The 25,263-nt window shown below is 57.7% G+C and carries 23 protein-coding genes; 18 read left to right on the forward strand and 5 right to left on the reverse strand.

Features of this window, described 5'->3' with window-relative positions:
* Window positions 1–6: 6 nt before the first annotated feature.
* Entirely contained in the window at window positions 7–873 is an 867-nt protein-coding gene (gene yghU, locus B3511_RS19820) for a glutathione-dependent disulfide-bond oxidoreductase (protein WP_286791387.1), read from the reverse strand.
* A gap of 246 nt (window positions 874–1,119) precedes the next feature.
* Between yghU and B3511_RS19825 the strand changes: the two genes are divergently transcribed.
* The 5 genes from B3511_RS19825 to B3511_RS19845 all read left to right on the forward strand — a co-directional run bounded on the left by B3511_RS19825 (window position 1,120) and on the right by B3511_RS19845 (window position 6,519).
* On the forward strand, window positions 1,120–2,709 hold the full coding sequence (locus B3511_RS19825; RefSeq protein ID WP_286791388.1) for an ABC transporter substrate-binding protein: 1,590 nt from the start codon (window positions 1,120–1,122) through the stop codon (window positions 2,707–2,709).
* A 61-nt stretch (window positions 2,710–2,770) separates the two neighbouring features.
* Complete coding sequence (locus tag B3511_RS19830) at window positions 2,771–3,724, forward strand: ABC transporter permease (RefSeq protein ID WP_207292399.1); 954 nt, start codon at window positions 2,771–2,773, stop codon at window positions 3,722–3,724.
* 5 nt (window positions 3,725–3,729) lie between these two features.
* A complete protein-coding gene (locus tag B3511_RS19835) occupies window positions 3,730–4,575 on the forward strand; it encodes an ABC transporter permease (RefSeq protein ID WP_040074033.1) in 846 nt (281 codons plus the stop codon).
* Window positions 4,568–5,545, forward strand: coding sequence for an ABC transporter ATP-binding protein (locus B3511_RS19840; protein WP_286791389.1), 978 nt, complete (start codon window positions 4,568–4,570; stop codon window positions 5,543–5,545). Before B3511_RS19835 ends, B3511_RS19840 begins: the two co-directional genes overlap by 8 nt.
* The gene (locus B3511_RS19845) at window positions 5,542–6,519 is read left to right on the forward strand and encodes an ABC transporter ATP-binding protein (RefSeq protein WP_286791390.1); all 978 of its coding nucleotides are present in this window, start codon (window positions 5,542–5,544) and stop codon (window positions 6,517–6,519) included. The genes B3511_RS19840 and B3511_RS19845 overlap by 4 nt, the downstream gene beginning before the upstream one ends.
* A gap of 42 nt (window positions 6,520–6,561) precedes the next feature.
* Here B3511_RS19845 and B3511_RS19850 read toward each other — a convergent pair whose 3' ends face one another.
* A complete protein-coding gene (locus B3511_RS19850) occupies window positions 6,562–7,110 on the reverse strand; it encodes a DsbA family protein (RefSeq protein ID WP_286791391.1) in 549 nt (182 codons plus the stop codon).
* A 153-nt stretch (window positions 7,111–7,263) separates the two neighbouring features.
* Here B3511_RS19850 and gss point away from each other — a divergent pair, with 153 nt between their 5' ends.
* The 10 genes from gss to cobT all read left to right on the forward strand — a co-directional run bounded on the left by gss (window position 7,264) and on the right by cobT (window position 16,779).
* Window positions 7,264–9,126, forward strand: a complete 1,863-nt coding sequence (gss, locus tag B3511_RS19855) for a bifunctional glutathionylspermidine amidase/synthase (RefSeq protein WP_286791392.1) — start codon at window positions 7,264–7,266, stop codon at window positions 9,124–9,126.
* A 135-nt stretch (window positions 9,127–9,261) separates the two neighbouring features.
* Window positions 9,262–9,813: a peroxiredoxin gene (locus B3511_RS19860; protein WP_046886036.1), complete on the forward strand. Its 552-nt coding sequence runs from the start codon at window positions 9,262–9,264 to the stop codon at window positions 9,811–9,813.
* Between the two features lie 19 nt (window positions 9,814–9,832).
* Entirely contained in the window at window positions 9,833–11,065 is a 1,233-nt protein-coding gene (locus B3511_RS19865) for a protein-disulfide reductase DsbD family protein (protein WP_046886022.1), read from the forward strand.
* A 20-nt stretch (window positions 11,066–11,085) separates the two neighbouring features.
* Window positions 11,086–11,643 (forward strand): sigma-70 family RNA polymerase sigma factor, encoded by a 558-nt coding sequence (locus B3511_RS19870; protein WP_286791481.1) that lies wholly within the window; start codon window positions 11,086–11,088, stop codon window positions 11,641–11,643.
* The gene (locus B3511_RS19875; RefSeq protein WP_286791394.1) at window positions 11,630–12,259 is read left to right on the forward strand and encodes an NrsF family protein; all 630 of its coding nucleotides are present in this window, start codon (window positions 11,630–11,632) and stop codon (window positions 12,257–12,259) included. Before B3511_RS19870 ends, B3511_RS19875 begins: the two co-directional genes overlap by 14 nt.
* A 32-nt stretch (window positions 12,260–12,291) precedes the next feature.
* Entirely contained in the window at window positions 12,292–13,809 is a 1,518-nt protein-coding gene (locus tag B3511_RS19880) for a cobyric acid synthase (protein ID WP_286791395.1), read from the forward strand.
* Window positions 13,806–14,351, forward strand: coding sequence for a bifunctional adenosylcobinamide kinase/adenosylcobinamide-phosphate guanylyltransferase (gene cobU / locus B3511_RS19885; protein WP_286791397.1), 546 nt, complete (start codon window positions 13,806–13,808; stop codon window positions 14,349–14,351). Before B3511_RS19880 ends, cobU begins: the two co-directional genes overlap by 4 nt.
* Window positions 14,348–15,106 (forward strand): adenosylcobinamide-GDP ribazoletransferase, encoded by a 759-nt coding sequence (gene cobS, locus B3511_RS19890; protein WP_286791399.1) that lies wholly within the window; start codon window positions 14,348–14,350, stop codon window positions 15,104–15,106. The genes cobU and cobS overlap by 4 nt, the downstream gene beginning before the upstream one ends.
* 3 nt (window positions 15,107–15,109) lie before the next feature.
* A complete protein-coding gene (locus B3511_RS19895) occupies window positions 15,110–15,718 on the forward strand; it encodes an adenosylcobalamin/alpha-ribazole phosphatase (RefSeq protein ID WP_286791400.1) in 609 nt (202 codons plus the stop codon).
* Between the two features lie 11 nt (window positions 15,719–15,729).
* Window positions 15,730–16,779 carry a nicotinate-nucleotide--dimethylbenzimidazole phosphoribosyltransferase gene (cobT, locus tag B3511_RS19900; RefSeq protein WP_286791401.1) on the forward strand — a complete coding sequence of 350 codons (1,050 nt, stop codon included), beginning with the start codon at window positions 15,730–15,732 and terminating at the stop codon, window positions 16,777–16,779.
* Here the strand turns inward: cobT and B3511_RS19905 are convergent.
* Window positions 16,769–17,392 (reverse strand): DUF2238 domain-containing protein, encoded by a 624-nt coding sequence (locus tag B3511_RS19905; protein ID WP_286791402.1) that lies wholly within the window; start codon window positions 17,390–17,392, stop codon window positions 16,769–16,771. The two genes, cobT and B3511_RS19905, sit on opposite strands and share 11 nt — an antisense overlap.
* A gap of 115 nt (window positions 17,393–17,507) precedes the next feature.
* Window positions 17,508–20,555 (reverse strand): autotransporter outer membrane beta-barrel domain-containing protein, encoded by a 3,048-nt coding sequence (locus B3511_RS19910; protein ID WP_286791403.1) that lies wholly within the window; start codon window positions 20,553–20,555, stop codon window positions 17,508–17,510.
* Between the two features lie 291 nt (window positions 20,556–20,846).
* On the opposite strand from B3511_RS19910, the gene B3511_RS19915 reads away from it, so the two are divergent.
* Window positions 20,847–21,584, forward strand: a complete 738-nt coding sequence (locus B3511_RS19915; RefSeq protein WP_349676220.1) for an alpha/beta hydrolase — start codon at window positions 20,847–20,849, stop codon at window positions 21,582–21,584.
* Window positions 21,585–21,665: 81 nt separating this feature from the next.
* The gene (locus tag B3511_RS19920; protein WP_286791405.1) at window positions 21,666–22,385 is read left to right on the forward strand and encodes a GntR family transcriptional regulator; all 720 of its coding nucleotides are present in this window, start codon (window positions 21,666–21,668) and stop codon (window positions 22,383–22,385) included.
* Here the strand turns inward: B3511_RS19920 and B3511_RS19925 are convergent.
* Complete coding sequence (locus tag B3511_RS19925) at window positions 22,373–23,572, reverse strand: enolase C-terminal domain-like protein (RefSeq protein ID WP_046886032.1); 1,200 nt, start codon at window positions 23,570–23,572, stop codon at window positions 22,373–22,375. The two genes, B3511_RS19920 and B3511_RS19925, sit on opposite strands and share 13 nt — an antisense overlap.
* Before the next feature lie 274 nt (window positions 23,573–23,846).
* On the opposite strand from B3511_RS19925, the gene B3511_RS19930 reads away from it, so the two are divergent.
* On the forward strand, window positions 23,847–25,223 hold the full coding sequence (locus B3511_RS19930) for a PTS transporter subunit EIIC (protein ID WP_286791406.1): 1,377 nt from the start codon (window positions 23,847–23,849) through the stop codon (window positions 25,221–25,223).
* Window positions 25,224–25,263 lie beyond the last annotated feature (40 nt).

Here is a 25,263-nt window from a genome sequence, read left to right on the forward strand (position 1 = left end):
TTGCGCTTATGCCTGGCGCTTATCTTCTGTGTTGGTGTCAAAATCGCTGGCGGCGTGGCGTTCATGCAGCTGTTCGTTCAGCTCGCCATAGGTACGGTTCACAATACGGCCCCGTTTGACGGCTGGGCGATTTGCAACCTCTTTCGCCCAGCGCTGCACGTTTGTGTACTTCTCTGCATCCAGGAACTCGGCGGCGTTGTACACGCTGCCCAGCGCCACGCAGCCAAACCATGGCCAGACGGCGATATCGGCAATCGTATACTCATCGCCTGCCACGTAGCGGCCGCGCGCCAGCTGTTTATCCAGCACGTCGAACAGACGTTTCGCTTCCATGGTAAAGCGATCGATCGCGTATTCGATCTTCACGGGGGCGTAGTTATAGAAATGGCCGAAACCGCCGCCAAGGAAGGGGGCAGCCCCCTGCAGCCAGAAAAGCCAGTTCAGCGTTTCGGTACGGCCTGCCGGGTCTTTCGGCAGAAAATGACCATACTTCTCGGCCAGATAGAGCAGGATATTGCCAGATTCAAACACCCGGGTCGGCGGGGTGGTGGAGTGGTCGCGCAGCGCCGGGATCTTGGAGTTAGGATTCACCTCAACAAACCCGCTAGAGAACTGATCGCCCTCACCAATGCGAATCAGCCAGGCATCGTACTCGGCATCGGTTATGCCCAGAGCCAGCAGCTCTTCGAGCAGAATGGTCACCTTCTGACCGTTCGGCGTACCCAGCGAATAGAGCTGCAAGGGGTGCGCGCCGACGGGCAGCGCTTTTTCATGCGTTGCGCCGGAAATAGGGCGGTTGATATTGGCAAACGCGCCGCCGGTGTTCTGCTTCCACTCCCACACTTTCGGTGGCTGATAGTTGTTGTCTGACATGTTGACCTGCCTTTTGCATGATGTGTTGAGGCAGTTTAGCAGGAGATTCGTGAACCCTTTAACGTTGCGAGCGCATAAGGTTATGCGCTATTCCACATTGCGCTTATATATATCAAATTCGGTATAAGCTTAATCGAAAATCGCATTTTCATTGTTAATGCGAAAGGGCGTAAAGCTGCCTATGATGCTTGCACATATATAAAAACGGGCAGTAATAAACACTTTATCAGGCAAGGAGTTAGTGAGATGCGTAAGCTTCTGTTTTCGGCAGTTGTGGTTTCGCTCGCGTTAGGTCTGGCGGGTTGTGATGAGGCAAAAAATAAAGAGGCGGCCAACGCGCCTGCCGCCAACAATGACGCGCCTAAAGCGGGCGGTTCGTTAATTATCGGCATCACCTCCGGCGACCCGCTGGCCGTGAATCCGCTCTATGCCAGCGACCGTACTACGTTAACTATCATGCAGGCGCTGTATGCACCGCTATATAGCTTCAACGAGGGGAAAATCGAATGGGGGCTGGCCGAAAGCCTGACGCCCGCCGCCGATAACCTGAGCTATACCCTGACCTTAAAACCCAATCTGAAGTGGCAGGATGGCCAGCCGCTGACCGCCGACGACGTGGTCTTCACCTTCAATAAACTGCTCGATCCCAGCCAGCACAGCTTCTTCCGCAGCATGTTTACTTACGGCGGCAAACCCGTGGTGGTGAGCAAGGTTGACGATCGCACCGTTAAGTTCACCCTACCGCAGGTGAGTGCGGCATTTACCGGCACGCTGGTGCAAATTTACCCCATCCCGCAGCACGTATTCGCCGGTGAAAGCGATTTTGAAAAGAGCGCCAAAAACGATACGCCGATCGGTTCCGGGCCGTTCAAATTTAAAGAGTATCGCGCCGGGCAGTACTATGCCCTGACGCGTTTCGACGATTACTGGAACGGCAAGGCGAAGCTCGATTCCGTCACCTACCGTTTTGCTAAAGACAGCAACTCTGCCAACCTTGCGCTGCAAAATGGCGAGATCAACATGAAGATGGTGGATCCGCAGGATGTGTCACGCCTGAAAAACACCGGTAAATTCGACTTTGTGGTCTATCCGGAAGGGCGTCTGGCCTATATGACGTTCAACCAGAACGTGCCGGTCATGAAGAGCAAAGCGCTGCGCCAGGCTATCGCTTACGCTATCAACAAAGACGAGCTGACCCAGACCGCCTTCACCTCGCTGGATTATGCGAAACCCGCCGCCTCGTTCCTGACGCCGGATACTCTCTACCAGACTGCCGACGTAGAGCAGTACAAGTTCGATCAGCAAAAAGCCAAAGCGTTGCTGAAGGACTCAGGTGCGCCAGAAAACCTGAAGCTGCGTCTGGCCTACGTGAATACCAATAAAACCCAGGAGAGCCAGGCGCTGTACATCCAGCAGGCCCTGAAGGGAATTGGGGTGATCGTTGAGCTGATGCCGCTGGATTCCAACGCCATGTCGCAGCGCAGTCTGGACATGAACAACACCGCGTGGGATCTGAATCTGGGTGGCTACATCATGGGCGCAGAGCCGGACGGCTACAAATCACTGTTTATGAGTAACGAGGCCTATAACTACGCGCACTATAAAAATCCGCAGTTCGATGCCCTGTGGGATAAAGGTGCTGTGGAAACCGATGCCAAAAAACGTGCGGAGATCTACAAGCAAATCCAGCAGACCGTGGCGAGCGACATGACCTATTACCCGATCGCCTATACCAATGCGATCGTTGCCGTGGATAAACGCTTCGGCGGCACAAAAGAGGCGGAGCCGAAGCCGGTTTATCTGTTCCAGGACTTATCAAAAATCTATCAGAAATAAGCGGTTGCCCCGGCCATTTCGCCGGGGCCTTACGTCAAGGTAAGTCGTTTAAGGGCATGTCGTGAACACATTACTCACGCGTCGGTTGCTGCAACTGCTGCCGATGCTGTTCTTTATTTCGCTGGTGGCGTTTTTGCTGGTCAAACTCGCTCCTGGCGACCCGGTTGCCGCCTATATCACGCCGCGGATGGCGCCGGAAGATATCGAGCGCATCCGTCAAAGCCTGGGGCTGGATAAGCCGCTGGTCACCCAGTACCTGCTGTGGCTGAAAAACGTCGCGCAGGGCGACCTGGGTTACTCGCTTATCTATCACCGCCCGGTGCTGGAGATGATCGCCGAGCGCATTCCGGCCACCCTGGGATTGATGGGGGCGTCGCTGCTGCTGGCCATCGTGCTGGCCATTCCTCTCGGGCTGCTTGCCGGGGCGTTTAAACATCGCTGGCTGGATCATCTGCTGAATCTGTTTGCCTATATTGGCATCTCGGTGCCGATCTTCTGGTTCGGCATACTGCTGATCACCGTGTTTGCCGTACAACTCAACTGGTTTCCCAGCATGGGGATGCGCACCATCGGCATGGAAGATAACTGGCTGGATGTGGTTCGCCACGGCGTGCTGCCGTGCATTGCGCTCACCTTTTACAATCTCTCAAGCTATGTGCGCTATATTCGCTCCAATACCATCACGCAGCTCTCTGCCGACTACGTGCAGACCCAGCTCGCGTACGGCGCGACCCGTTCCGGCATTCTGTTCCGCCATGTGCTGAAAAACGTGCTGCTGCCGGTGATTACCCTGTTCGGCCTGTCGTTTGGGGAGCTGGTGGTCGGGGCCTACGTGACGGAAAGCGTCTTCTCCTGGCCGGGCATGGGGTTGCTGGGGATCCAGTCGATCACCTCGCTGGATTACCCGTTGATCATGGCGATCATCATGCTCTCTTCCATGATGTTGATCGTGGGCAACCTGATCGCCGATCTGCTGTATCGCTTCGCCGATCCCCGCATTCGAACTCTGAGGTAACCCGGATGAGCAGACGCTGGCAGCAAGTTCGTCACCAGCTGCGCCGCAACCGTCCGGCGCAGTTCTCGTTATTTGTCCTTTTTATCTTTGTTGTCGCCGCGCTCTGTGCGGGGCTGAGCCCGTTCGACCCGGATCAGATGGCGCTGAACGCCCGTACCCTGCCGCCGGACAGTACTCACTGGTTTGGTACCGATGAGTACGGGCGCGACTACTTTACCCGCGCCCTCTACGGCGGGCAGATCTCGCTGATGGTGGGTTTTCTGGCGATGGTTTTCTCTACGCTGATTGGCACCCTCGTCGGCACGATCAGCGGCTATTTTGGCGGCTGGCTCGATAACCTGATGATGCGTATCGTCGATATTCTGATGGCGATCCCGGCCTTCTTCCTGCTGCTGGTGGTGAACGCTTACCTCAAGCCAGGCGTGGATAACATCATTTTTATCATTAGCTTGCTGACGTGGATGAACATGTCCCGGCTGGTACGTGCCGAAACGCTTTCGGTTAAAGAGCGCGAATATGTGCTTTATGCCCGTGCTTCCGGCGAACAGCCGCTACGGATCATCGTGCGCCATATCATTCCCGGCGTGCTGCCGACCATTATCGTGGCCGCCACGCTCAATATCGCTTCGGCGATCCTGATGGAGTCGACGCTGAGCTTTCTTGGGCTTGGCGTACAGGCGCCGGCCGCCTCCTGGGGAAGTATGCTCAACAACGCCCAGTCGTACATTGGCGAAGCGTCGTGGCTGGCGATGTTCCCCGGCATTCTGATCCTGCTGACGGTGTTCAGCTTTAACGTATTAGGCGACGTATTTCGTACCGCCTTTGAGCCGGGAGCGAACCGCGATGAGTAACTTACTCGAACTTGATAATCTGCAAACCACCTTCCATACCCGACAGGGAGATGTCCATGCAGTTCGCGGCGTGAGCTTTCAGGTACAGCCGGGGGAACTTATCGGCATTGTTGGCGAATCCGGCTGCGGCAAGAGCGTGACCTGTAAATCCATTATCCAGCTTCTGGGAAGTAACGGCCGCATCACCGGTGGCAGTATTCGGTTTCAGAATGCCAATCTGGCGCAAAAAACGCCGCAGCAGATGCGCGCCATTCGCGGCAATGAGATCGCCATGATTTTCCAGGATCCGATGACCGCCCTTAACCCGGTGCTTACCATCGGCAAGCAGATGTCTGAGATCCTGATGCGTAATAAAGGGCTGACCAAAAAAGCGGCCAAAGCGGCGGCGCTAACGATGCTGGAGCAGGTTGGCATTGCCGAGGCGGAACGGCGCTACAATCAGTATCCCCATGAGTTCAGCGGCGGCATGCGCCAGCGGGTGATGATAGCCATTGCGCTCTCCTGTAACCCAAAGCTGCTGATTGCCGACGAACCGACCACCGCTCTGGACGTGACGATTCAGGCGCAGATATTGCGTCTGCTGAAAAGCCTGCAACAACAAACCCAGACCGCCATCCTGCTCATCACCCACGATCTGGGCGTGGTGGCGCAAGTGTGTAGCCGCGTCGTGGTGATGTATGGCGGGCTGGTGATGGAGGAGGGGAGCGTTGAGGACATTTTTTACCGTCCGGCGCACCCCTATACCCAGGGGCTGTTGGCCTCATTGCCCCGTCCGGGCGAGGTGAATCAGCGATTATCGCCGATCGAGGGCACGCCACCTGGCTTGCTCAATCCGCCTCCCGGCTGCCCCTTTGCTGAGCGCTGTCCGAAGCGGATGCCGCAGTGTGATCGGCAGCCGGCGTTTTACCGGATGGACGAAGGCCACCGCGCCGCGTGCTGGCTATGGGCCGATAAGGAGGTTCAGGCATGAGCGAACAACGTACTCCGTTAGTCAGCGTGCGTGAGCTACGCAAACACTATCCTCTAAACAGCGGACTACTGCGAAAGGGGGCGGCGGTAAAAGCGGTGGATGGCGTCAGTTTTGACATCATGCCCGGTGAAACCTTTGGCCTGGTGGGGGAGTCAGGCTGCGGCAAATCGACCCTCGGACGCGCCATTTTACGCCTGTTTGCCATCACCTCCGGCGAGATCCACTTTGCCGGGCAGAACATTGCCCAGGCCAGCGAGAAACAGCTGAAACCGCTGCGCAGAAGGATGCAGGCGATTTTTCAGGATCCCTACTCCTCGCTCAACCCCGGCATGACCGTGCAGCAGTTGGTTGCCGAGCCGATGCAGATCCACGGCTACAGTCGGGAGGAGCAGCGTGAACGTACCGAAACGCTGCTCTATAAAGTGGGGCTCAAACAGGAACATCTGCAACGTTTCCCCTATGAGTTCAGCGGTGGTCAGCGTCAGCGCATCAGCATTGCCCGCGCCTTGTCCGTGCGCCCGGAGTTTGTACTGTGCGATGAGCCGCTGTCGGCGCTGGATGTCTCGGTGCAGGCGCAGGTGGTGAATATCCTGCAGGATTTACAGCAGGAGCTGGGGCTCACCTATCTGTTTATCGCCCACGATCTGTCGATGGTGCGCCACATCTCCAGCCGCATTGGGGTGATGTATCTCGGTAAGCTGGTGGAGGTCGCACCCGCGAATGCGCTCTATCAGCATCCGGCCCATCCCTATACGCGTGCTTTGCTGGCGGCGGTGCCCCAGCCCGATCCGCGCATCCGCAATCTTGATAACGCCACGTTGCGGGGCGAGATCCCAGGGCCGACCTCGGCGCTGCCAGGCTGTCGTTTTTGCAGCCGTTGCCCCCATGCGATGCCGGTGTGTCAGGCGCAGGAACCGGCGATGCAGGAGATTGCGCCGGGGCACTTTGCCGCCTGTTGGTTATTTAAAACGTAACAGGAGCCGCCCCTCTCTCGCCCGGGCGAGAGAGGGTGGCGCTTATCCCAGCAGTCGCTTCACCCATACCGCAACCTCGTCGCCGCTGCCCAAATCGGGCTGCACCAGACCATCGACCATAAAGGTTGGGGAGACATGGATCCCATTCTGACGTGCATATTTACAGTGCCACTTAATTTCCGTTTGCAGTTCCGGGCGCGCAAAGGCGTCGGCAAGCTGCACCCCGCTGTAACGCTCGATGCGCGCGATAATCTCCTCAGGCGTCGCCTGCATATTCGGCCCGCTACAGTGGTCGGTAAATTCAAACTCTTCCCGGCGATCGGCCACCGCCTGCATCACCTTGTGTGCCGCCGCTTTCCCCTCGGGCAGCGTCGACGCCGCCAGAATGCAGCGCACAATCACGCCGGAAAAGAGATGCCAGGGCTGCGACTGTAAATGGATTTTGACGGTGATCTTATCCTCGCCAGCCTGTTCCAGCAGCGCGTTTAACTTATTAAAGGCCTTGACCGAAAACGGGCAGGTCGGTTCCAGGAACACTTCAAAGATACGTGGGCCGTGACCCCACTCCAGCGGCTGCGCCTGTACGCTCATATTGACTCCTGTGTTGTCTGTTTTTCGTTATTGCTGCGGCGAATAATTTGCCACGCGGGTGTATGATAAATCCACCTCTGTCAGGTTAATTACAACGTGCAGACGACGACAACCCCCTAAAAAATTGCCGCCTGCCTTTATTAGGTTGGAAACATGCGTAAAGGAACGTTAAGCAGTGATGCGCCATTCGGGACATTATTAGGCTATGCGCCGGGAGGCGTGGCGATCTACTCCTCGAATTACAGCTCCCTCGATCCGCGAAATTATCCGGAAGATGCCGATTTTCGCAGCTATACCGGCAATGAATATATGGGGCACAAGTGGCAGTGCGTTGAGTTTGCCCGCCGCTTCCTGTTCCTGAATTACGGCTTTGTCTTTACCGATGTGCGCATGGCGTGGGAGATCTTCTCTTTACGCTTTGTTCGTCAGGTAGTGAATGACGATATCCTGCCGCTGCAGGCCTTTGCTAACGGCTCTCAGCGCGCGCCGGAGGCGGGGGCTTTGCTTATCTGGCAAAAGGGCGGTGAGTTCCACGAAACCGGCCACGTGGCCGTCATCACGCAACGGCTGGGTGATAAGGTGCGCATTGCGGAGCAGAATGTTATTCACTCTCCGCTGCCGCTGGGACAGCAGTGGACGCGCGAACTCAGAATGAGCGTGGAGAACGGCAGCTACCGGCTTCATGACACCTTCAGCGACACCGAAATTCTGGGCTGGATGATCCAGACCAGCGACACCGAACACAGCCTCCCGCAGCCAGAAGTTAACGGCGAACTGCTGAATATTCGCGGCGCGCGGCTGAAAAACAACCGCCAGTTTGATGGCAAATGGCTCAATGAGAACGATGCGCTGCAGCAGGCCTACGTGCGTGCCAACGGCCATTTTATCAATCACGATCCTTGCCACTACTTCACCATCACCGAAAGCGCCGAGCAGGAGTTGATCAAAGCGACCAACGAGCTGCACCTGATGTATCTGCATGCCACCGACAAGGTGCTGAAAGATGACAACTTACTGGCGCTTTTCGACATTCCGAAAATTCTCTGGCCGCGCCTGCGTCTCTCCTGGCAGTGGCGTCGTCACCATATGATTACCGGCCGCATGGATTTCTGTATGGATGAGCGTGGCATCAAGGTGTATGAGTACAATGCCGACTCCGCGTCGTGCCACACCGAAGGTGGGCTGATCCTGGAAGAGTGGGTGAAAAACGGCTATCGCGGCGGCGGACATAACCCGGCGGAAGGGTTACTGGAAGAACTTTCCGGCGCCTGGAAGCACAGCCAGGCCCGTCCCTTTGTGCACATCATGCAGGACAACGATGTGGAGGAGGATTACCACGCGCTCTTTATTCAACGTTCACTGCTTCAGGCCGGGTTTGAAACCAAAATCCTGCATGGGCTGGGGGCGTTAAGCTGGGATGCGGCGGGTCAATTAATTGATGATGAAGGGCGGCTGGTCAACTGCGTCTGGAAAACCTGGGCGTGGGAGACGGCCATCGAGCAGATCCGCGAAGTCAGTGAAACCGAGTACGCGGCGGTTCCTATCCGTACCGGCCACCCGCAAAACGAGGTGCGCTTAATCGATGTGTTGCTGCGCCCGGAAGTGTTGGTCTTTGAACCCTTATGGACGGTGATCCCCGGCAACAAAGCCATTTTGCCGGTGCTGTGGCAGCTCTTCCCTCACCACCGCTACCTGCTGGATACCGATTTTGAGGTCAACGCACTGCTTAGCCAGACCGGGTACGCCGTGAAGCCTATCGCCGGGCGCTGCGGCAGCAATATCGATCTCATCAGCCCGCAGGAGGAGCTACTGGATAAATCGAGCGGCAAGTTTGTCGATCGCAAAAATATTTACCAGCAGCTGTGGTGTTTGCCGAAGGTGGACGAGAAGTATATCCAGGTCTGTACCTTTACCGTCGGCGGCAATTACGGCGGTACCTGCCTGCGCGGTGATACTTCGCTGGTGATTAAGAAAGAGAGCGATATCGAACCGTTAATGGTGGAAAAAGATCGGTAACCCCCACCCATCCTGATGCTGCCTTCACCTCCGCAAGCGACCCTTGCGGATTTTTTTTATCGGCGAGCGAAACCTTCGGGCCTTAGCGTGCGAACTATGATTCATAAAGTACGTTTTTTCCTGATGGAGCTGACCATGAAACTGTTTAACACTCTCTCTGCTGCTGCGGTACTGACCTTTTCCCTCTTTACCCTGAATGCCAACGCGGCGCTCGAGGTGGGGGATAACGCGCCCAATTTCAGCCTGAAAGGGGCGCTGGGGGGCAAGCCGCTCACCTTCTCGCTTCAGCAGGCATTACAGAAAGGCCCGGTGGTGCTCTACTTCTTCCCGGCAGCCTTTACCAAAGGCTGCACCCTGGAGGCACATGCTTTCGCCGAAGCGAGCGATGATTTTAAAAAGCTGGGGGCGACCGTGGTTGGGGTCACCGCCGGGAATGTCGATCAGGTGGATGAGTTCTCGAAGCTGGAGTGCCGTGATAAATTTGCCGTGGCCGCCGATCCCGGCGCGAAAGTGGCGGGCGAGTACAAAACGCTGATGCAGATGAACGGTAAAACGGTCTCTGACCGCACCTCCTACGTCATCGCCCCCGACGGTAAAATTCTGATGAGCTATACCGACCGTAACCCTGACCAGCATATCCAGAAGTCCATGGATGCCGTGAAGCAATACGCGAACACACATTCATAATTCAGTTTCGGGGCCCGCTATGTTAACCGCCATTCTGGCCGCCTTCGCCGGCGGCATTATCCTCAATTTTATGCCGTGCGTTTTTCCGGTGATTTCGCTGAAGGCGCTGGGGCTGTTGCGACATCAGGGAGACCGGGCCAGCGCCCGCACCGAAGGGCTCGGTTTTTTACTGGGCGTGATTTTTACCATGCTGGCGCTGGCCGCCGTGTTGCTGGCGTTGCGCGCTGGCGGTACTGCCGTGGGCTGGGGCTTTCAGCTGCAATCTCCACTGGTCATTACCGCGCTGGCGCTGATTATCCTCGGCGCGGCGCTGAACCTGCTGGGGGTGTTTGAGGTGGGATTATCCCTGCAGCGGGCGGGTGAGATCTCAGGCGGGCGCGGGGCATTTACCCGTTCGGCGTTAACCGGCGCGTTGGCGATTGTGGTCGCTACACCATGCTCAGCCCCCTTTATGGCGGGTGCGGTAGGGTATGCGCTGGTGCAGCCGCCAGCGGTTTCGCTGGTTATCTTCCTTTCGCTGGCGCTGGGGTTCGCCGCCCCCTTTACCCTGATTTCGCTCTTCCCGGCGATTGCCGCTCGCCTGCCCAGACCGGGCGCGTGGATGGATATCCTCAAGCGCGGACTGGCGTTTCCGATGTTTGGCGCCTTTGCCTGGCTGGTGTGGGTATTAGCGCAACAGGCGGGAACCACCGCGCTGGCGGCAATGCTGGCCTGTGCCGTGGTGGTGAGCTTCACCGCGTGGCTGTATGGTATGGCCCAGCGCAGACGTTTCGCCGGGCGTTCGTATAAAGTGCTGCTGGCGGTAACGGTGGTGCTCTTCGTGGCGGCGATTACGCCCCTGCCGGGCATCATGCAGACGCAGTCCGTTACGGCAGAACCGGCCGTTGCGAGCCAGGTCGCGCCGGTGAAGTGGTCGCCGCAAACGGTGGCAGAGATGCGCGGCCACGGCAAAGCTATCTTTGTGAACTTTACCGCCTCGTGGTGCATCACCTGTCAGGTGAACGATCGCACCTCGCTCTCTACCGCGGCGGTGAAGCAGGCGCTGTCGCGCACTGGCACTATTTATATGGTGGCGGACTCCACCAAATTTAACGCCGATATCGACGATGCCATGACGGCCTTCGGGCAGGGCGGGCTGCCGCTGTACGTGGTCTATCCGGCCGACGGTAGCGAACCTAAGGTGCTGCCGCAGGTGCTGACCCCGTCGATTGTGGTGAACGCCCTCGATCGGGCGGCCGGTAAAAAAGCGTGAGGTAATTCGCATGGCGAATGATGGATAGCAATCTGGCTCCCCGCGAGACCTGGCCCGGGCTGATGGCACGTGCGCAGGCCGGGGATCGCGACGCCTATTCCCTGTTGCTCCGGGCCCTGGTGCCGGTGATTCGGGCGCTGGTCCGTAAGCAGATTGCCGATCCTGTGCTGATCGATGATGTGATTCAGGAGGTGCTGCTCACCGTGCACCGGGTGCGTCATACCTACGATCCGGCCTGCCCCTTTTTACCCTGGTTGATGGCGATTGCGCAGGCGCGTGCCGTGGATGCGTTACGCCAGCGCGGACGGCGACAGCGGCGGGAAACCGACGATGAGCCGCTGGCGGAAGGGACCTGGACCGGGAATATCGGGCAACAAGAAACCGAAGAGGAGCTGGCGTCGATTTTAGACCAGCTTCCGGCGCGCCAGCGCCAGATTGTGGAGCATATCCACCTGCAGGAGATGAGCCTCGCCGAGGCCGCCGCACGGCATAACCTGACTATTTCGGCGGTCAAATCTCTCCTGCACAGAGCCTTAACCAATCTTCGCCGGATGGGAGCGAACCATGGCCGATCATGATCTCTTGATTAAACAATTGAGCCGCGAGGCGACGCCCGTGACGCGCCCGCAGGCCCGCAATCTGCGGGTGCTCACCTGGATGCTGCTGGCGCTCCCCTGCGCAGGATTAAGCAGCCTGCTGGTCAACCGTGCCGCCACCGACTGGTCTGCAGCGGGATCCTGGCTGGCGGTGGTGCAACTCTCTCTCGCTTTCCTGGTAGGGGGAATGGCGATTGCGAATGCGTTCACCCTGAGTATTGCCGGGCGCAAGCCGCTGAGCTGGCGCTGGTTTGCGCTGCCCCTGCTGCTATGGGCCATAGGGGCGCTGTTCAGCCTCAATTCATCGCCTCCTGCCGGGCATCACAGCGGTGAAGTGAACTGCTATGCCTTTATGCTCACGGTCAGCGCCCCGATGGTGGTGATTGTCATTGCGTATCTGCGCCGCACCCGGTCACTCTATCCTCTGCGCACCCTGGCGACCGCCGGGGCCGGGGTCGCCAGCATGGCGCTGACGCTGCTCACCTTATGCCACCCCGTTGAGATACACCCGATGGATTTTCTGCTGCATATTGCCGCCATCCTCACCATTGTCAGCGCAACGATAGTGTTGGGCTGGAGGCATGTAGTGATAAGCTGAATACCTCTCAGTGAAGGTATTCAGGAGAAGTAATGACGCAGGCAATCATGCTGCAGGGCACCGCCTCGGACGTGGGGAAAAGCGTGCTGGTGGCCGGGCTGTGCCGGATATTCCATCAGGATGGCTGGCGCACCGCCCCCTTTAAATCACAAAACATGGCGCTCAACTCCGGCATCACCCCTGACGGTAAAGAGATGGGGCGGGCGCAGATCATGCAGGCCGAAGCGGCGGGGATCCCCCCGGATGTGCGTATGAACCCCATTTTGCTGAAACCCACCTCTGACTGCCAGGCGCAGGTGGTGCTGATGGGCGAGGTGCTGCGCGATATGGATGCCGTTCGCTACCACGATTTCAAACCCCGGCTTCGCGAGCAGATTGCCGCGGTGTACCAGAGCCTGGCGCAGGAGTACGACCGGCTGGTGCTGGAAGGGGCGGGCAGCCCGGCAGAGATCAACCTGCGCGACCGGGATATCGTCAATATGGGCATGGCCGAGATTGCCCGCTGTCCGGTGATCCTCGTGGCCGATATCGATCGCGGCGGCGTCTTTGCGGCGATCTACGGCACCCTGGCCCTGTTGCAGGAGCATGAGCGCTGGCGGGTGAAAGGGGTCATCATTAATAAATTTCGCGGCGATGTGTCGCTGCTGACCCCGGGACTGCGGCAGATTGAGGCGCTCACCGGCGTGCCGGTTCTGGGCGTGCTGCCCTGGCTGGAGCTTGATCTGGAAGAGGAAGACAGCGTGGTGTTACAACGCCGCGCCATGCAGCAGGGGCAGCGCAGCGTCGATATCGCCGTGGTGCAACTGCCTTACATGTCCAATTTCACCGACTTTAATGCCCTTTCCGCGCAGCCGGACGTGCGGGTGCGCTATGTCCGCGATCCGCACCAGCTTGCAGGCGCAGATCTGATTATCCTGCCGGGCAGCAAAAGTACGTTGCAGGATCTCACCTGGCTGCGGGAGAGCGCGATGGCGCAGGCGCTGCGGGTGCAACACCGGAACGGCGTGCCGCTACTGGGGATCTGCGGCGGATATCAGATGCTAGGCAACACCCTGATAGATGAGGTGGAGTCCGGCCTCGGTACGCTGCCAGGGCTGGGGTTGCTGGATACCGTCACCCGTTTCGCCCCACTTAAAACCACTACCCTGGTCGATGCCAGACTGGCTGAACTTCCCGGCTGGCTGGCCAGTGCTTCAGGCTTGACGCTGCGCGGCTACGAAATCCATATGGGACAAACCACCCTGGCTACCGGCGCGCAGCCGGCCCTGTACCTGCAAAAAAATGGCCAGCCCGTCGCCGACGGCGCGGTGAGTGACGATGGCCTGGTCTGGGGTACCTATCTGCACGGTCTGTTCGACAACGACATCTTTACCCGTGCCCTGGTGGACAGCCTGCGGGTGCGAAAAGGACTCGCCCCCCTGGAAACCTTGCCAGACTACGCGGCCTATAAAGCGCAGCAGTTTGACAAGCTGGCGGCGAGCATGCGCCAGCATCTCGATCTACAGAGCATTTACCGGATTATGCGCGAGCATCAGGAGCCGATGGCATGATTTTAATTACGGGCGGGGCGCGCAGCGGCAAAAGCGCGCAGGTTGAAAAGCTGGTTGCCGGACAGTGTCAGCAGGTGCTCTATATCGCGACCTCCGTCGTGACGGACGAGGAGATGGCTCGCCGCATTGCGCAGCATCAGGCGCAGCGCCCCGCGCACTGGCGCACCTGGGAGGGATACCGTGCGCTCGATCGGGTGCTACGCGAGCAGGTGCAGCCGGGAGAAGGGGTGGTGCTGGAGTGCATCACCACCTGGCTCGCTAACTTGTTGTACGAGGCCTCCGGCGGTGCCGACCCGGATACGCTCGATTTCGCGCCGCTGGAGATCTGGCTGCAGGAGCAGGTGGACGCGCTGATTGCCGCCTGCCAGCACACGGCGGCACCGGTATTTATTGTTACCAATGAGCTGGGGATGAGCATCACCCCGGAAAATCGCCTCGCACGTCACTTTGTCGATATCGCCGGGCGGGCCAACCAGAAGCTGGCCCGGGCCGCAGACGACGTATGGCTGATGGTCTCAGGGATTGGAGTCAAAATTAAATGAAGCTGAATTTACTCTGGGCCACGCTGCGGCTAATGACCCGTTTCCCGGTGCCGGAGAAGTGGGCCGATGGCGTCGAGTTTCGCCAGCTCGGGCGTGGCGTGCCCTATTTCCCGCTGGTGGGGCTGTTTGTCGGCGTGGTGGCCGCGCTGGCCGCGTTGCTGGTGAGCCAGACGGGCGGCGGCATTTACCTGGGGGCCGCCGTCTGGGCGCTGGCGATGGCCCTGCTGACGGGCGGCTTCCATCTCGACGGGCTGGCCGATACCTGCGACGGGATCTTCTCTGCCCGTAGCCGGGAGCGGATGCTGGCGATCATGAAGGACAGCCGCCTCGGCACCTTCGGCGGGCTGGCGCTGATCTTCTGCATTCTGCTCAAGGTGATGGCGGTGACGGGCTTATCCTCTCGCCCCCCTGTGGAACTCTTCGCGCTGCTGGTCTGCGCGCCGGTTGTCTCACGGGCAGGGCTGGTGCTGGGGATGTATGGTCAGCGCTATGCCCGGGAAGGCGAGGGGCTGGGTACGCTGTACATTGGCGGCATTCTGTTTCACGAAGCGGCGATAACGCTGCTCATCGGCGCGCTTATCGTGGTGGCGCTGACCGGACTCCACGGCGTGGCGGCGATGCTGGTCACCTGGGGGCTGATGGCGTGCCTGGTGCGCTATTTGCGTACCCGTTTAGGCGGCCAGACCGGCGATACTCTTGGCGCGCTGGCAGAAACCGGCGAGACGCTGTTTCTGCTGGCCCTGATGTGGAGCTAAACCATGCGCCTGGTTCTGGTACGTCATGGGCAAACCGCAGCCAATGAGAGCGGCCTCTTTTACGGCAGCACCGACCTGCCATTAACCGATAAAGGCATTGAGCAGGGGCGGCGAGTGGGGGAGTGTCTGGCGACGCTCACCTTCGGGCAAATTCACTGCAGCCAGCTTCAGCGCGCGCAGCAAACCGCCCGGCTGGTGGTGCCCAACGGCATTATTACTAACAGCGATCCCCGGCTCAACGAGATGCACTTCGGTAGCTGGGAGATGCGCCACCACAGCAGCATTGCCGAAGAGGAACCCCAGGCGTGGCAGCGCTGGGTGGATGACTGGCAGAACGTCACCCCCGGCGGCGGTGAGCCCTTTGCCGAATTTGCCGGGCGGGTAAAAAGCGTTGCCGACGAGCTGGCGCAACAACAGGAAGACGGCGACAGCCTGGTCGTCGCTCATCAGGGCGTATTAAGCCTGATGCTGGCCCACTGGCTGCGTATGCCGGCAGAGGCGATGTGGCACTTTCCGTTTCAGCAGGGCAGCTGGACGATGGTGGAAAATCGCGGTGGGTTTATGATCTTACGCCACTTTAATCATCAAAGTCCCTTCCGTTCAGAACAGTGAGAATAACACCGATGCAGAGCATAGAAGCGCTGGTGGCGGCGATCGCCCCGCTGGACGCAGAGAAAATGGCGCAGGCCGCGCAGCACATTGATGGTCTGGTGAAGCCGCTGAATAGCCTTGGCAGGCTGGAAGCGCTGGCTATTCAACTGGCGGGTATGCGGGGGCTGCCGCCGCTGGGCGATCTGGCCAAAGAGATTATCGTGATGTGCGCCGACCACGGTGTCTATCAGGAGGGGGTGGCGCTGGCTCCGCAGGCGGTCACCCGTCTTCAGGCGCAGAATATGCTCAATGGCTCCTCTGGCGTCTGCGTGCTGGCGAGAAGCAACCAGACGACGGTGCTGCCGGTGGATGTGGGCATTAACGGCGACCCACTCGACGGGATGCTCAGCCTGAAAGTGGCGCGGGGCAGCGATAACATCGCCGTCGGTCCGGCAATGCGTCGCGAGCAGGCGGAACAGATCCTGCTGGCGAGCGCTGAGCTGGTAAAACAGCGGGCCGCAGCGGGGATCGCGGTGTTGGGTACCGGTGAGCTGGGGATGGCGAACACCACCCCCGCCTCGGCGATGATCAGCGTCCTGTGTGGCTGCGATCCGCATGAGGTGGTGGGGCATGGTGCAAACCTGCCCCCCGAGCGGCTGCAGCACAAGGAGGCGATTGTCAGGCAGGCCATCCGCGTTAATCAGCCCAATCCCGCCGATGCGCTGGACGTGCTGGCGAAGGTAGGGGGGTATGACCTGGTGGGGATGACCGGGGTTATCCTGGGGGCCGGGGCCTGCGGACTGCCGGTGGTGCTCGACGGATTTCTCTCTTACGCTTCGGCAATCGCGGCCTGCCAGATCGCGCCGGCGGTGAAACACTACTGTATCCCTTCCCATTTCTCGGCAGAGAAGGGATCGCAGCGTGCGCTGGAACATCTTGGTTTACAGCCCTATCTCTGGCTCGACCTCCGGCTTGGCGAGGGGAGTGGCGCCGCGCTGGGCATGTCGATCGTCAGCGCCGCCTGCGCCATGTATAGCCAGATGGGCGTGCTGGCGCACAGCGGCATTGACCTTAAGGCTTAACCGTCCTCATTAGCTGTCGCTGATGAGTGCGCCCGAGCAGCAGGACGGTGGTGAGCGCGCCGAGCAGGGCGCAGAACATATCCGACTGGGTATCCCAGGGATCGCCCTGGGTCCCGAGGAAATCATCCGCGCCTTGTCCCATTGCCAGCGCCGCCCACCACTCGATCAGCTCATAGGTGGCGCTAATGGCCAGCGCAATGCAGCAGACCAGAAACGCGGTCATTTTGCGCCCCTGAACGTAATGACCGCGCAGCAAGATCTCCCGCGCGGCCACGGCCGGCACCAGCCCCTGGAAGAAGTGACCCAGTTTGTCGTAGGGGTTGCGGCTGAGGTCGAACAGCGCCTGCACCTCAAAACCGATGGGCACTTTGGCATAGGTGTACATCCCGCCGACCATCAAAATGAGGGCGTGCAAGAAAATCAGAATGTAGAGCAGCGGGGTTAAGGGATAGCGCTGATGGGTTGCCAGCAGTAGAGGCACAACGATCACCACCGGCGTGACTTCCATCAGCCAGGTGATACGGTCGCCGGTATAGACACCGGTGTAGATCAGGACAAGCAGCAGGATCAACGCGCCGCCTTTTAATGCCGGGGAGAGCGTGGTTGCAGTCATAGCATTCTACTTATTGAAAAATGACTACTATCGACCTGCAGGGGTAAAAATTCAATGGCTGGCAGAGGGATAAAAAAACGGGGCCCGTAGTGGCCCCGTTTTTCAGCTGTGGTTATCAGAACATCTTACGTAAACGCAGACTGAAGGTATGCGCCTGGTAACGTTCACCTGCCTGCAGATCGTAACGGGCATCAATGCTCAGCTCGTTTGCGTCATACAGCGTGCTACCAACCGCCAGACCGGCCATATCTTCGACCGGGGCCGCGCCTTTGGTGATGAAGCTGGTTTCACCAATGGTATCTGCGGCGTAGGTCGCACGGCTGCTCATTTGACGGTTGTCATACTGGTGGATCCAGGAAACCTGTGCGAATGGCGTCAGCTTACCCAGACCGGTATCGAAGGTTTTTTCGATGCGGGCACCGATATCGCTCACCACCGATTCAGAGTGGGTGCTGCCCACGTCCAGCGCCATGCCGTTTCCGCCTGTCTCGGTATAGCCATCAACATGCTGATAACCGTAAGTCAGGCTGGCGAGCGGCGTGACGACCACGTCTGCCGGCAGGGTGATCGGGTAACCGAACTCGGTCTGCAGGGTGACGGAAGAGCCGTTAAATTTACCCTGAGCGGAGCCGGAGAAACCGGTGAACTCAGCGCGACGAACGGAGCTGTAGTTCTGACGGTTCAGCCCTGCGGAGAGGTTCAGGTACCAGGGTTCGCCGGTATAACCTGCGTAAGCAATCACACCGTAGTTATCGGCGGTAGAGGTGTTACCACTCAGGTTGTCTTTACCGTGAACAGAGGTGTTGCTGTAGTTCACCGCCGCACCCAGACGCCAGTCGTCGCCCAGCGCGCGGTCGGCACCGAGGATCAGACCGCCGAATTTGGCGGAGTAACCGCTGATATCGCGGGTACTGTCCTGACGGGCATAACCGCCAAACGGCTGACCCCAGACGATCCAGTTCGCGCTATAGTCGTCGCCGGTCGCCACGCCCGTGGTGCCGGAGGCCTGTGGATTGCGTACGGCATCAATGTGTGCGCCAACCACGGCCTGTGCGGTAGAGGTTGCTACCCCTGCTGCGGTGCTGGTGTTGATGTTCTGACCCGGAGAAAGCTTCTCGCCCACGCGGTTGGCTTCTGCAGTGCCATCGATCGCTAAAGAGGCGTTATACAGTTCAAGCAGCTGCGGGGAAGCGATGCCAGAGTAGTTGCTCAGACCGCCCAGCGCCGCGGTTGCGGTTGGCGTGGTAGCCCAGCTGTGTTTACCTGGCTGCGCAGGTTCTGTCGGCTCAGGTTGTGATGGCTGAGTCGGTTGCGTCGGCAGAGTCGGCTCAGGTTGCGCCGGCTGAGTTGGCTGAGTGGGCTGCGTCGGCGTCGGCGTCGGCTGAGTCGGAGTCGGCTTCGTCGGCAGAGTTGGAGTCGGCTTTGTCGGCGTAGTCGGTTGAGTTGGCGTAGTCGGTTGAGTTGGCGTCGGCTGCGTCGGCGTTGTCGGCTCAGGTTTGGTTGGGTTCGTCACCACATCCGGTTCACTGTTCTGTGGGCCCACGGTCAGCACCAGGGCTTTATTGGCCTCAACCTCATACACTGAACCGTAAACCTTGCCGTTATAACCGACGGCTTTATATTTCAACGCGCTGGCGTTGTATTGCGTGTCCGCGCCCTGCGCGTTAACCACCACATAGCGCTGACCTTCAGCGAATTTGTAGGTGCTGCCGGTACGCAGTAGGTTAACGCTGGAACCCGCGTCGATGACGGCGTTGCCGCTAACGTTCAGGCGGCCGTAGCCACTGTCGCTCAGCAGGTCGAGGTCCTGGGTCGCCAGATCGGAGATCCCGGAAATCAGCGTCGCAGCGGCTTTTTGATGGTAATCGCCGGTGATGCTGATGGCGTTATTCACCTGCAGCGAGGCCGCGTCGTTCACCACGGTGCTGTTGTTGGTCAACACGTTGTCATTCAGCAACAGGGAACCGGTACCAAAGATGAGATCGGATTTGGTGGTGGTAATGGTGCCGACAGTGTTGAGCCCATCAAGGCCGGTCAGCACGCCCACGGAGTGATCGCCGCCGTTAATTTTCAGCGCGACAGGGCTACGGGATTCAATAATGCCCTTCACCATATTGGTGTTAGTCAGCGTCACGTCAGCGCTGGCATTGCCATTATTGATGTCGCTGTAAATATAGAGCGCGTAGGTCTGGCCGCTTATCACGCCGTTATTCACAATGGTCATGGCATCCGGCGTGGTATTGAAATTAATCAGGTAAATACCTGAGTAACTACCAACGATCTCGCCGTTATTAACGATACTCTTGATTGAGGTAGTGCCGGAGGTACTGTCAAAGATACCAATGCTGCCGTGGATCGTGCCATTATTCTCGAGGGTATTGATGATACCGTAGTTGTGAATGCCGCTGTTACTGGCCTCAATGGTATTATCGTTAATCAGCGTGGTGATGGTGCCCTGGTTATAAACCCCTGAGCTGTCACCCATCATATCCTCAGTGGCGATCAGACTTCCGGTGTTATGCAGCGTACCGATGGAGCCGCTGTTGTAAATAGCGCCATTGTTGCCAAATCCTGGCATATTTCCCGATTCGGTTGCGATGACCCCGGCGTTATTTAAATTATCAATCCGCCCCAGGTTACTGATACCGCGTGGCCCGTTAATTGTGCCATCAACTGCGTTAGTCAGCGTGCCGATATTGCCGGCATTATCAATCGCGCCAGTATCGTAATAATTAAGGCTATAGCTGTCGGTTGAAAATTCAATTTTGCCATGGTTGATGAAGTTTGAAACTACACCGGCAGAACTGACTTCAAGAATACTGCCATAGTGATAGCGATTGACGCTGGCAAGGGTGCCATTGTTAATCAGTGTACCGACATTACCATCAATTTGGGCAATATTAAGATTGCTATAAGAATTATTGTCAGCCATATCCTGAATATGGCTGTTATTAATAAGGGTTCCAACAGTAATACCCGAGTTCACCGCTAACGCCGTGGTGGGGTTACCGATCAGTGGGTCATCAATAATGACGCTATCAGCAGAGGTCGTGATAACGAGATCGCTAGAGGCAACAGCAAAGGCGTGCGTAGTCATCAAACCCTGCGCAGCCGCGGAGGCCAGCAGCAGAGAGATCAGCTGGCTAAGGCGTTTTTTTTCCATGGTGTACCATCATAAAGTTGCAAACATTGTAAGATGCAGCTGGTCTAATCTTCGGATTAATCCGATATCATTGGTGTGGAGAATATACATTTTGTTGCCAAAAACAATAAGCGCTGCTTAATTATTTGTTATTGAAACAAAGGCCTCTTTTTTATGTGTCTTTTAATTTAACTTAGGGATTGGAATTAAATGCAGCAAAAACAAAATATATTCTTTCTGGTGCTATTGATTCACTTATCTTTTTTATTAACAGGGTGTGTTTCAGGGGATCTTAATCAGGCGGCAAATAAAATGGCTGCTCGTTCTGGTCTGATCAGCACTGATTTGCAGGCTAATCAATTTACCCTTGTTAGCTGGAGCCGAATTACCCGTCCGGTTAATTTATTGCGGGTGTACATTGAAGGGGACGGCTTTGCCTGGAGAAGTCGTACCCAGCCATCAAATAACCCCACCCCGCATAATCCGGTTGGCCTGAAACTGGCCGCCAGCGATACAGCGGCCAATGTGCTCTATCTCGCCCGGCCCTGTCAGTTTTTATCTTCGCCTCTGCCGCGCCAGTGCCAGGTAAACATGTGGACAAACGATCGTTTTTCTCCCGCGGTGATTGATGCCATGAACGAGGCGCTCGACCAGGTCGTGCAGCGCTACCCGGGCGTGCAACTCGATGTGATTGGCTACTCCGGCGGCGGAAATATTGCCGCGCTGCTGGCTGAGCGACGTCGCGATGTGCGGACTCTGCGCACCGTAGCAGGCAACCTGGATGTGGCCTTTGTGAATAGGCAGCACAAGGTCAGCCCCATGCCGCACGCGCTTAGCGCGATGGATGCAGCCGCGACCCTGCGCCACGTGCCGCAAACCCACTTCAGCGGTGAAGAGGATACGACCGTTCCACCTGCCGTCGCCGCGCGTTTTCAGCAGGCGGTGGGCGGCGATTGTGTTCGGGTTGTGCGCGTAGCAGGTATGGCGCATGGATCTGACTGGGCATCCGTCTGGCCAGCGCTGCTGGCGAAGGGGGTTCCTGCGTGTTAAGTGAAGCGTTATAAAATAACCAGGCGCAAAATGATAAACTCATCGCTCGCCGCAACGGTTGAAAATAGGCAGGGCCGAGCCATGAAAAAAAGTGAGTTTGTTACCCAGGATCTTCTGAGCAAAATTTATCAGGAGAGCACGTCTGGGCCGCGTAAACTGCCCCCTGAGCGGCAGCTGGCCGAAGAGTATGGCGTGTCGCGCTTTACGATTCGTCAGGCGCTGGAAAAACTGGTGAGCATTGGCGTGGTGCGCATTGTGCAGGGCTCGGGGATCTGGATCAACGAGCATGCGCGTAACAACCCACTGATCTACAACTCGATCACCGAAAAGCGCTTTGATCAGATGCGTTACCGGATGCTAAGCCTGCATAAGCGGCGGCCTGACCGGGCGGCGCAACAGATCTTTGGCATCGCGGAAGAGAGCTTCATCTGGCACTTTTGCCGTCTGCGTTATGTCGACGATCAGCCGGTACAGCTGGAGGTTTCCAGTATGCCTGTCGCGGACTTCCCCGACCTCAATCAACAGGCGATCGAGCGTTCTATCCAGCAGTATGTGGTGAGTAAAGGTTTAACTATCTCGCACATGCTCACGACCTATCGCGCCGTGAGCGTCAGCCGTGAACAGGCCGTCATGCTGGGCTGCAAAAAAGGCAGCCCGGCAATGCATATCAATAACCGTGGGATTCTGGAGGGAGGGCGCGTCTTTGAAGTCAGCGATATCATTGATATCAACTATACCTGTACCTACGTCACTCCGTGGAACCGCGATAACTTAGCCTGGCGGCAAAATCAGGGCGTGTGAATCGCGCCATCGGGCAGACGACTTTGCGTCCATTCGTGTGGGCGATAGACCACCGGATGCGCCCGCGCCAGCTCCTCATTGAACCCTACGCCAATGCCTGGCGCGACAGGGGGATAGATAAAGCCCTCTTTCGCCTCTGGCGCCCCCGGGAACACCCGATCGGTGGTGTCCGAACGCGGGATGAACTCCTGAATAGCGGCATTGTGCAGGTGAATGTTCAGATGGGTATTCACCGCCACGCCGATGGGCGTCATGTCGCCGGGGCCATGCCACGCCAGGCGTACCCCGAAGGCCTGACAGAGATGCGCCAGTTTGATAGCCGGGGTGATGCCGCCAATTTGCGAAACATGGCAGCGGATGAAGTCGATACGGCGATTCACAATCAGGTCATGCCATTCCGCCGGGTTATTAAAGAGCTCGCCCATCGCCAGCGGGACGCAGCTTTGTTGGCGAACCTGCTCCAGCCATCCGCTCTGCTGCGGCGGGAGAATATCTTCGATAAAGTAAGGCTGATAAGGCTCCAGCTGTTTCGCCAGTTGAACGGCCTGCTGAGGGAAGAGGCGCTCATGTACATCGTGCAAGAACTGGATCTTCCAGCCATATTTTTCCCGCAGGGCGCGGAACATCTCCACGGTGTTAGCCATGTACTCGTGTTGATCGAACCAGGCCCCGGGGGTGGGGTTATCAGGCGCGTGCAGGGCTGACGGCGTGCCGCCATAAAACCCTAACTGGCAGCGAATATGACGATAGCCCTGCGCCAGTAGCGTATCCACAGAGGCGAACAGCGCACCCAGCGTCTCGCCGCTGGCATGACTGTAAGCGGGGATCGCATCGCGAGATTTGCCGCCCAGCAACTGGTAAAGCGGCATACCCGCCAGCTGGCCTTTGATATCCCACAGGGCCATGTCCACGCCAGAAATGGCGTTGTTCATTGCCGGGCCGTTACGCCAGTAGGCGTTCACGTTCATCATCTGCCACAGGTCTTCGATGTTACTGGCATCGCGGCCAATCAGCAGCGGCTTTAGATATTCATCGACCAGCGTTTTGACCGCCAGCGGACGCTGCTGGAAAGTGGCGCAGCCGTGCCCGATTACCCCCTGTTCAGTGGTAACGCGCACGGTCACCAGGTTATGTCTGTCCGGACGGGTAATAAAGCAGGCAATATCTTTAATAATCACAGGCGTCACGAAGAACTCCTTTGCGGCGACTTTGGGAATAGGTGATAGGTTTATCATCGCCCTAAAAATGTTGGCAGGTAAACCGTTTTTTTTATTATTTATTTTGGTCAGTTATTTGCGAATAAATGAATTAAAAACCGTACCAATTTTGCTAAAGCGTGGGTTTTTGGCCTCTGTTTGTAAGTAACTGTGAGGCTAATCAACTTTTATTGGTTTGTTTTGTCAGATAGGTTTAATTATGCTTCTGGACAACATTAAAACAACAACACCGGCAGGAGTCTTTATGGGGACGCAAGAAGCCATCAACAATATTATTCGTCTGGTCGGTGGCCAGGGGAATATAAATAAAGTCTGGCACTGCATGACGCGATTACGCTTCGATTTAATCGACGACAATAAAGTGGATCAGGCCGCCATTAAAAATCTCCCGGGCGTGCTGGGGGCTCAGCTCCAGAGCGACCAGTTTCAGGTCATTATCGGACCAAAGGTGAATAGCTGGTATGAACAAATGCTGAAGGTGCTGGGACAGGGCACCGACAGCGCGCCAGCGGAGACAAAAGGGCGCAAGAGCCTGGTCTCGATGTTTATGGATACCGTTTCCGGCGTGTTTGGCCCCATCGTACCTGCCATTGCCGGCGCAGGGATGATCAAAGGGCTGCTGGCGGGCCTTATTGCGCTGAAGGTGGTCTCTGCGAAGAGCGATACCGTGATGGTTATCGATCTGATCGCCAGCGGCGTCTTTTACTTCCTGCCGTTCTTCCTGGCGGTGTCGGCGGCCAGGATCTTTAAAACGAACGAATACCTGGCGGCAGCCGTTGCGGCCTGCCTGATGTATCCTTCGCTGATTGAGGCGGCTAAAGCGCTGGCGGCGCATCAGGAAGGGGCGGTAAGCGCGCTCTGGCTGCTTAATGCTATTCCGGTATCGGTGTTTAACTACGCCTCAAGCGTTATTCCGGTCATCTTCTCGGTGCTGGCGTTGAGCTATATCCATCGCTGGGTGGACAGCATCATGCCGGATGTGCTGAAAACCGTCTTTACGCCCACGCTGACGCTGTTTATTGGCGCGCTGGCCGCGCTGGTGGTGATTGGCCCCATCGGGATCTGGCTGGGCAAAGGGCTGGCCTACTTTATTGAAGGGCTGTTCGGCGTGTCGGCGAGCTTTGCCGGGTTAATCGTCGGTGCGATACGACCGGTGGCCATTCTTACCGGCATGCACCACGCCATGACGCCCATCGCGTTGCAAAACTTCAGCGACCGCGGCTACGACATGCTGATGCCAATGATGTTTATGGCTAATATGGCGATTGCCGGTGCGACCTTTGCAATCTGGCGCCTGAGCCGCGATCGTCAGGAGAAAACGGTCACGCTGTCAGCCGCGATTTCGGCCCTGTTGGGGATCACCGAGCCGGCGCTATTTGGCGTACTGACCCGCTACAAAAAAGCCTTTATCGCGGCTACGGTAGCCAGCTCGCTGGCATCGGCGTTTATCGCCTTCTTCGGAGTGCGCCTGTATGGCTACATTCTGTCGAGCATCTTTAGTTTACCCGCCTATATTGGCCCGTACTTTATGTTTGCGCTATCGGGTGTGGCTATTGCGCTGGTGTTGTCGTTTGTCATCACGACGGTGCTGGTGGGAAGAGAGCAGGCGGCAGAGAAATAGCGCGCATTGGGCTGAATGCTTTACCGACAAAACCCGATGG

This window comes from Leclercia sp. UBA1284, assembly GCF_002308415.1.
Taxonomy (GTDB): domain Bacteria; phylum Pseudomonadota; class Gammaproteobacteria; order Enterobacterales; family Enterobacteriaceae; genus Enterobacter; species Enterobacter pneumoniae.

Bases quoted from the DNA above. Each gene is read 5' to 3' on its own strand.
- B3511_RS19915 (WP_349676220.1), top strand. From the start codon at position 20,847: ATGGCTGCTCGTTCTGGTCTGATCAGCACTGATTTGCAGGCTAATCAA.
- B3511_RS19880 (WP_286791395.1), top strand. From the start codon at position 12,292: ATGACGCAGGCAATCATGCTGCAGGGCACCGCCTCGGACGTGGGGAAA.
- B3511_RS19860 (WP_046886036.1), top strand. From the start codon at position 9,262: ATGAAACTGTTTAACACTCTCTCTGCTGCTGCGGTACTGACCTTTTCC.
- B3511_RS19835 (WP_040074033.1), top strand. From the start codon at position 3,730: ATGAGCAGACGCTGGCAGCAAGTTCGTCACCAGCTGCGCCGCAACCGT.
- cobS (WP_286791399.1), top strand. From the start codon at position 14,348: ATGAAGCTGAATTTACTCTGGGCCACGCTGCGGCTAATGACCCGTTTC.
- B3511_RS19920 (WP_286791405.1), top strand. From the start codon at position 21,666: ATGAAAAAAAGTGAGTTTGTTACCCAGGATCTTCTGAGCAAAATTTAT.
- cobT (WP_286791401.1), top strand. From the start codon at position 15,730: ATGCAGAGCATAGAAGCGCTGGTGGCGGCGATCGCCCCGCTGGACGCA.
- cobU (WP_286791397.1), top strand. From the start codon at position 13,806: ATGATTTTAATTACGGGCGGGGCGCGCAGCGGCAAAAGCGCGCAGGTT.
- B3511_RS19905 (WP_286791402.1), bottom strand. From the start codon at position 17,392: ATGACTGCAACCACGCTCTCCCCGGCATTAAAAGGCGGCGCGTTGATC.
- B3511_RS19875 (WP_286791394.1), top strand. From the start codon at position 11,630: ATGGCCGATCATGATCTCTTGATTAAACAATTGAGCCGCGAGGCGACG.
- B3511_RS19910 (WP_286791403.1), bottom strand. From the start codon at position 20,555: ATGGAAAAAAAACGCCTTAGCCAGCTGATCTCTCTGCTGCTGGCCTCC.
- B3511_RS19850 (WP_286791391.1), bottom strand. From the start codon at position 7,110: ATGAGCGTACAGGCGCAGCCGCTGGAGTGGGGTCACGGCCCACGTATC.
- B3511_RS19895 (WP_286791400.1), top strand. From the start codon at position 15,110: ATGCGCCTGGTTCTGGTACGTCATGGGCAAACCGCAGCCAATGAGAGC.
- B3511_RS19865 (WP_046886022.1), top strand. From the start codon at position 9,833: ATGTTAACCGCCATTCTGGCCGCCTTCGCCGGCGGCATTATCCTCAAT.
- B3511_RS19825 (WP_286791388.1), top strand. From the start codon at position 1,120: ATGCGTAAGCTTCTGTTTTCGGCAGTTGTGGTTTCGCTCGCGTTAGGT.
- gss (WP_286791392.1), top strand. From the start codon at position 7,264: ATGCGTAAAGGAACGTTAAGCAGTGATGCGCCATTCGGGACATTATTA.
- B3511_RS19845 (WP_286791390.1), top strand. From the start codon at position 5,542: ATGAGCGAACAACGTACTCCGTTAGTCAGCGTGCGTGAGCTACGCAAA.
- yghU (WP_286791387.1), bottom strand. From the start codon at position 873: ATGTCAGACAACAACTATCAGCCACCGAAAGTGTGGGAGTGGAAGCAG.
- B3511_RS19870 (WP_286791481.1), top strand. From the start codon at position 11,086: ATGGATAGCAATCTGGCTCCCCGCGAGACCTGGCCCGGGCTGATGGCA.
- B3511_RS19840 (WP_286791389.1), top strand. From the start codon at position 4,568: ATGAGTAACTTACTCGAACTTGATAATCTGCAAACCACCTTCCATACC.
- B3511_RS19930 (WP_286791406.1), top strand. From the start codon at position 23,847: ATGGGGACGCAAGAAGCCATCAACAATATTATTCGTCTGGTCGGTGGC.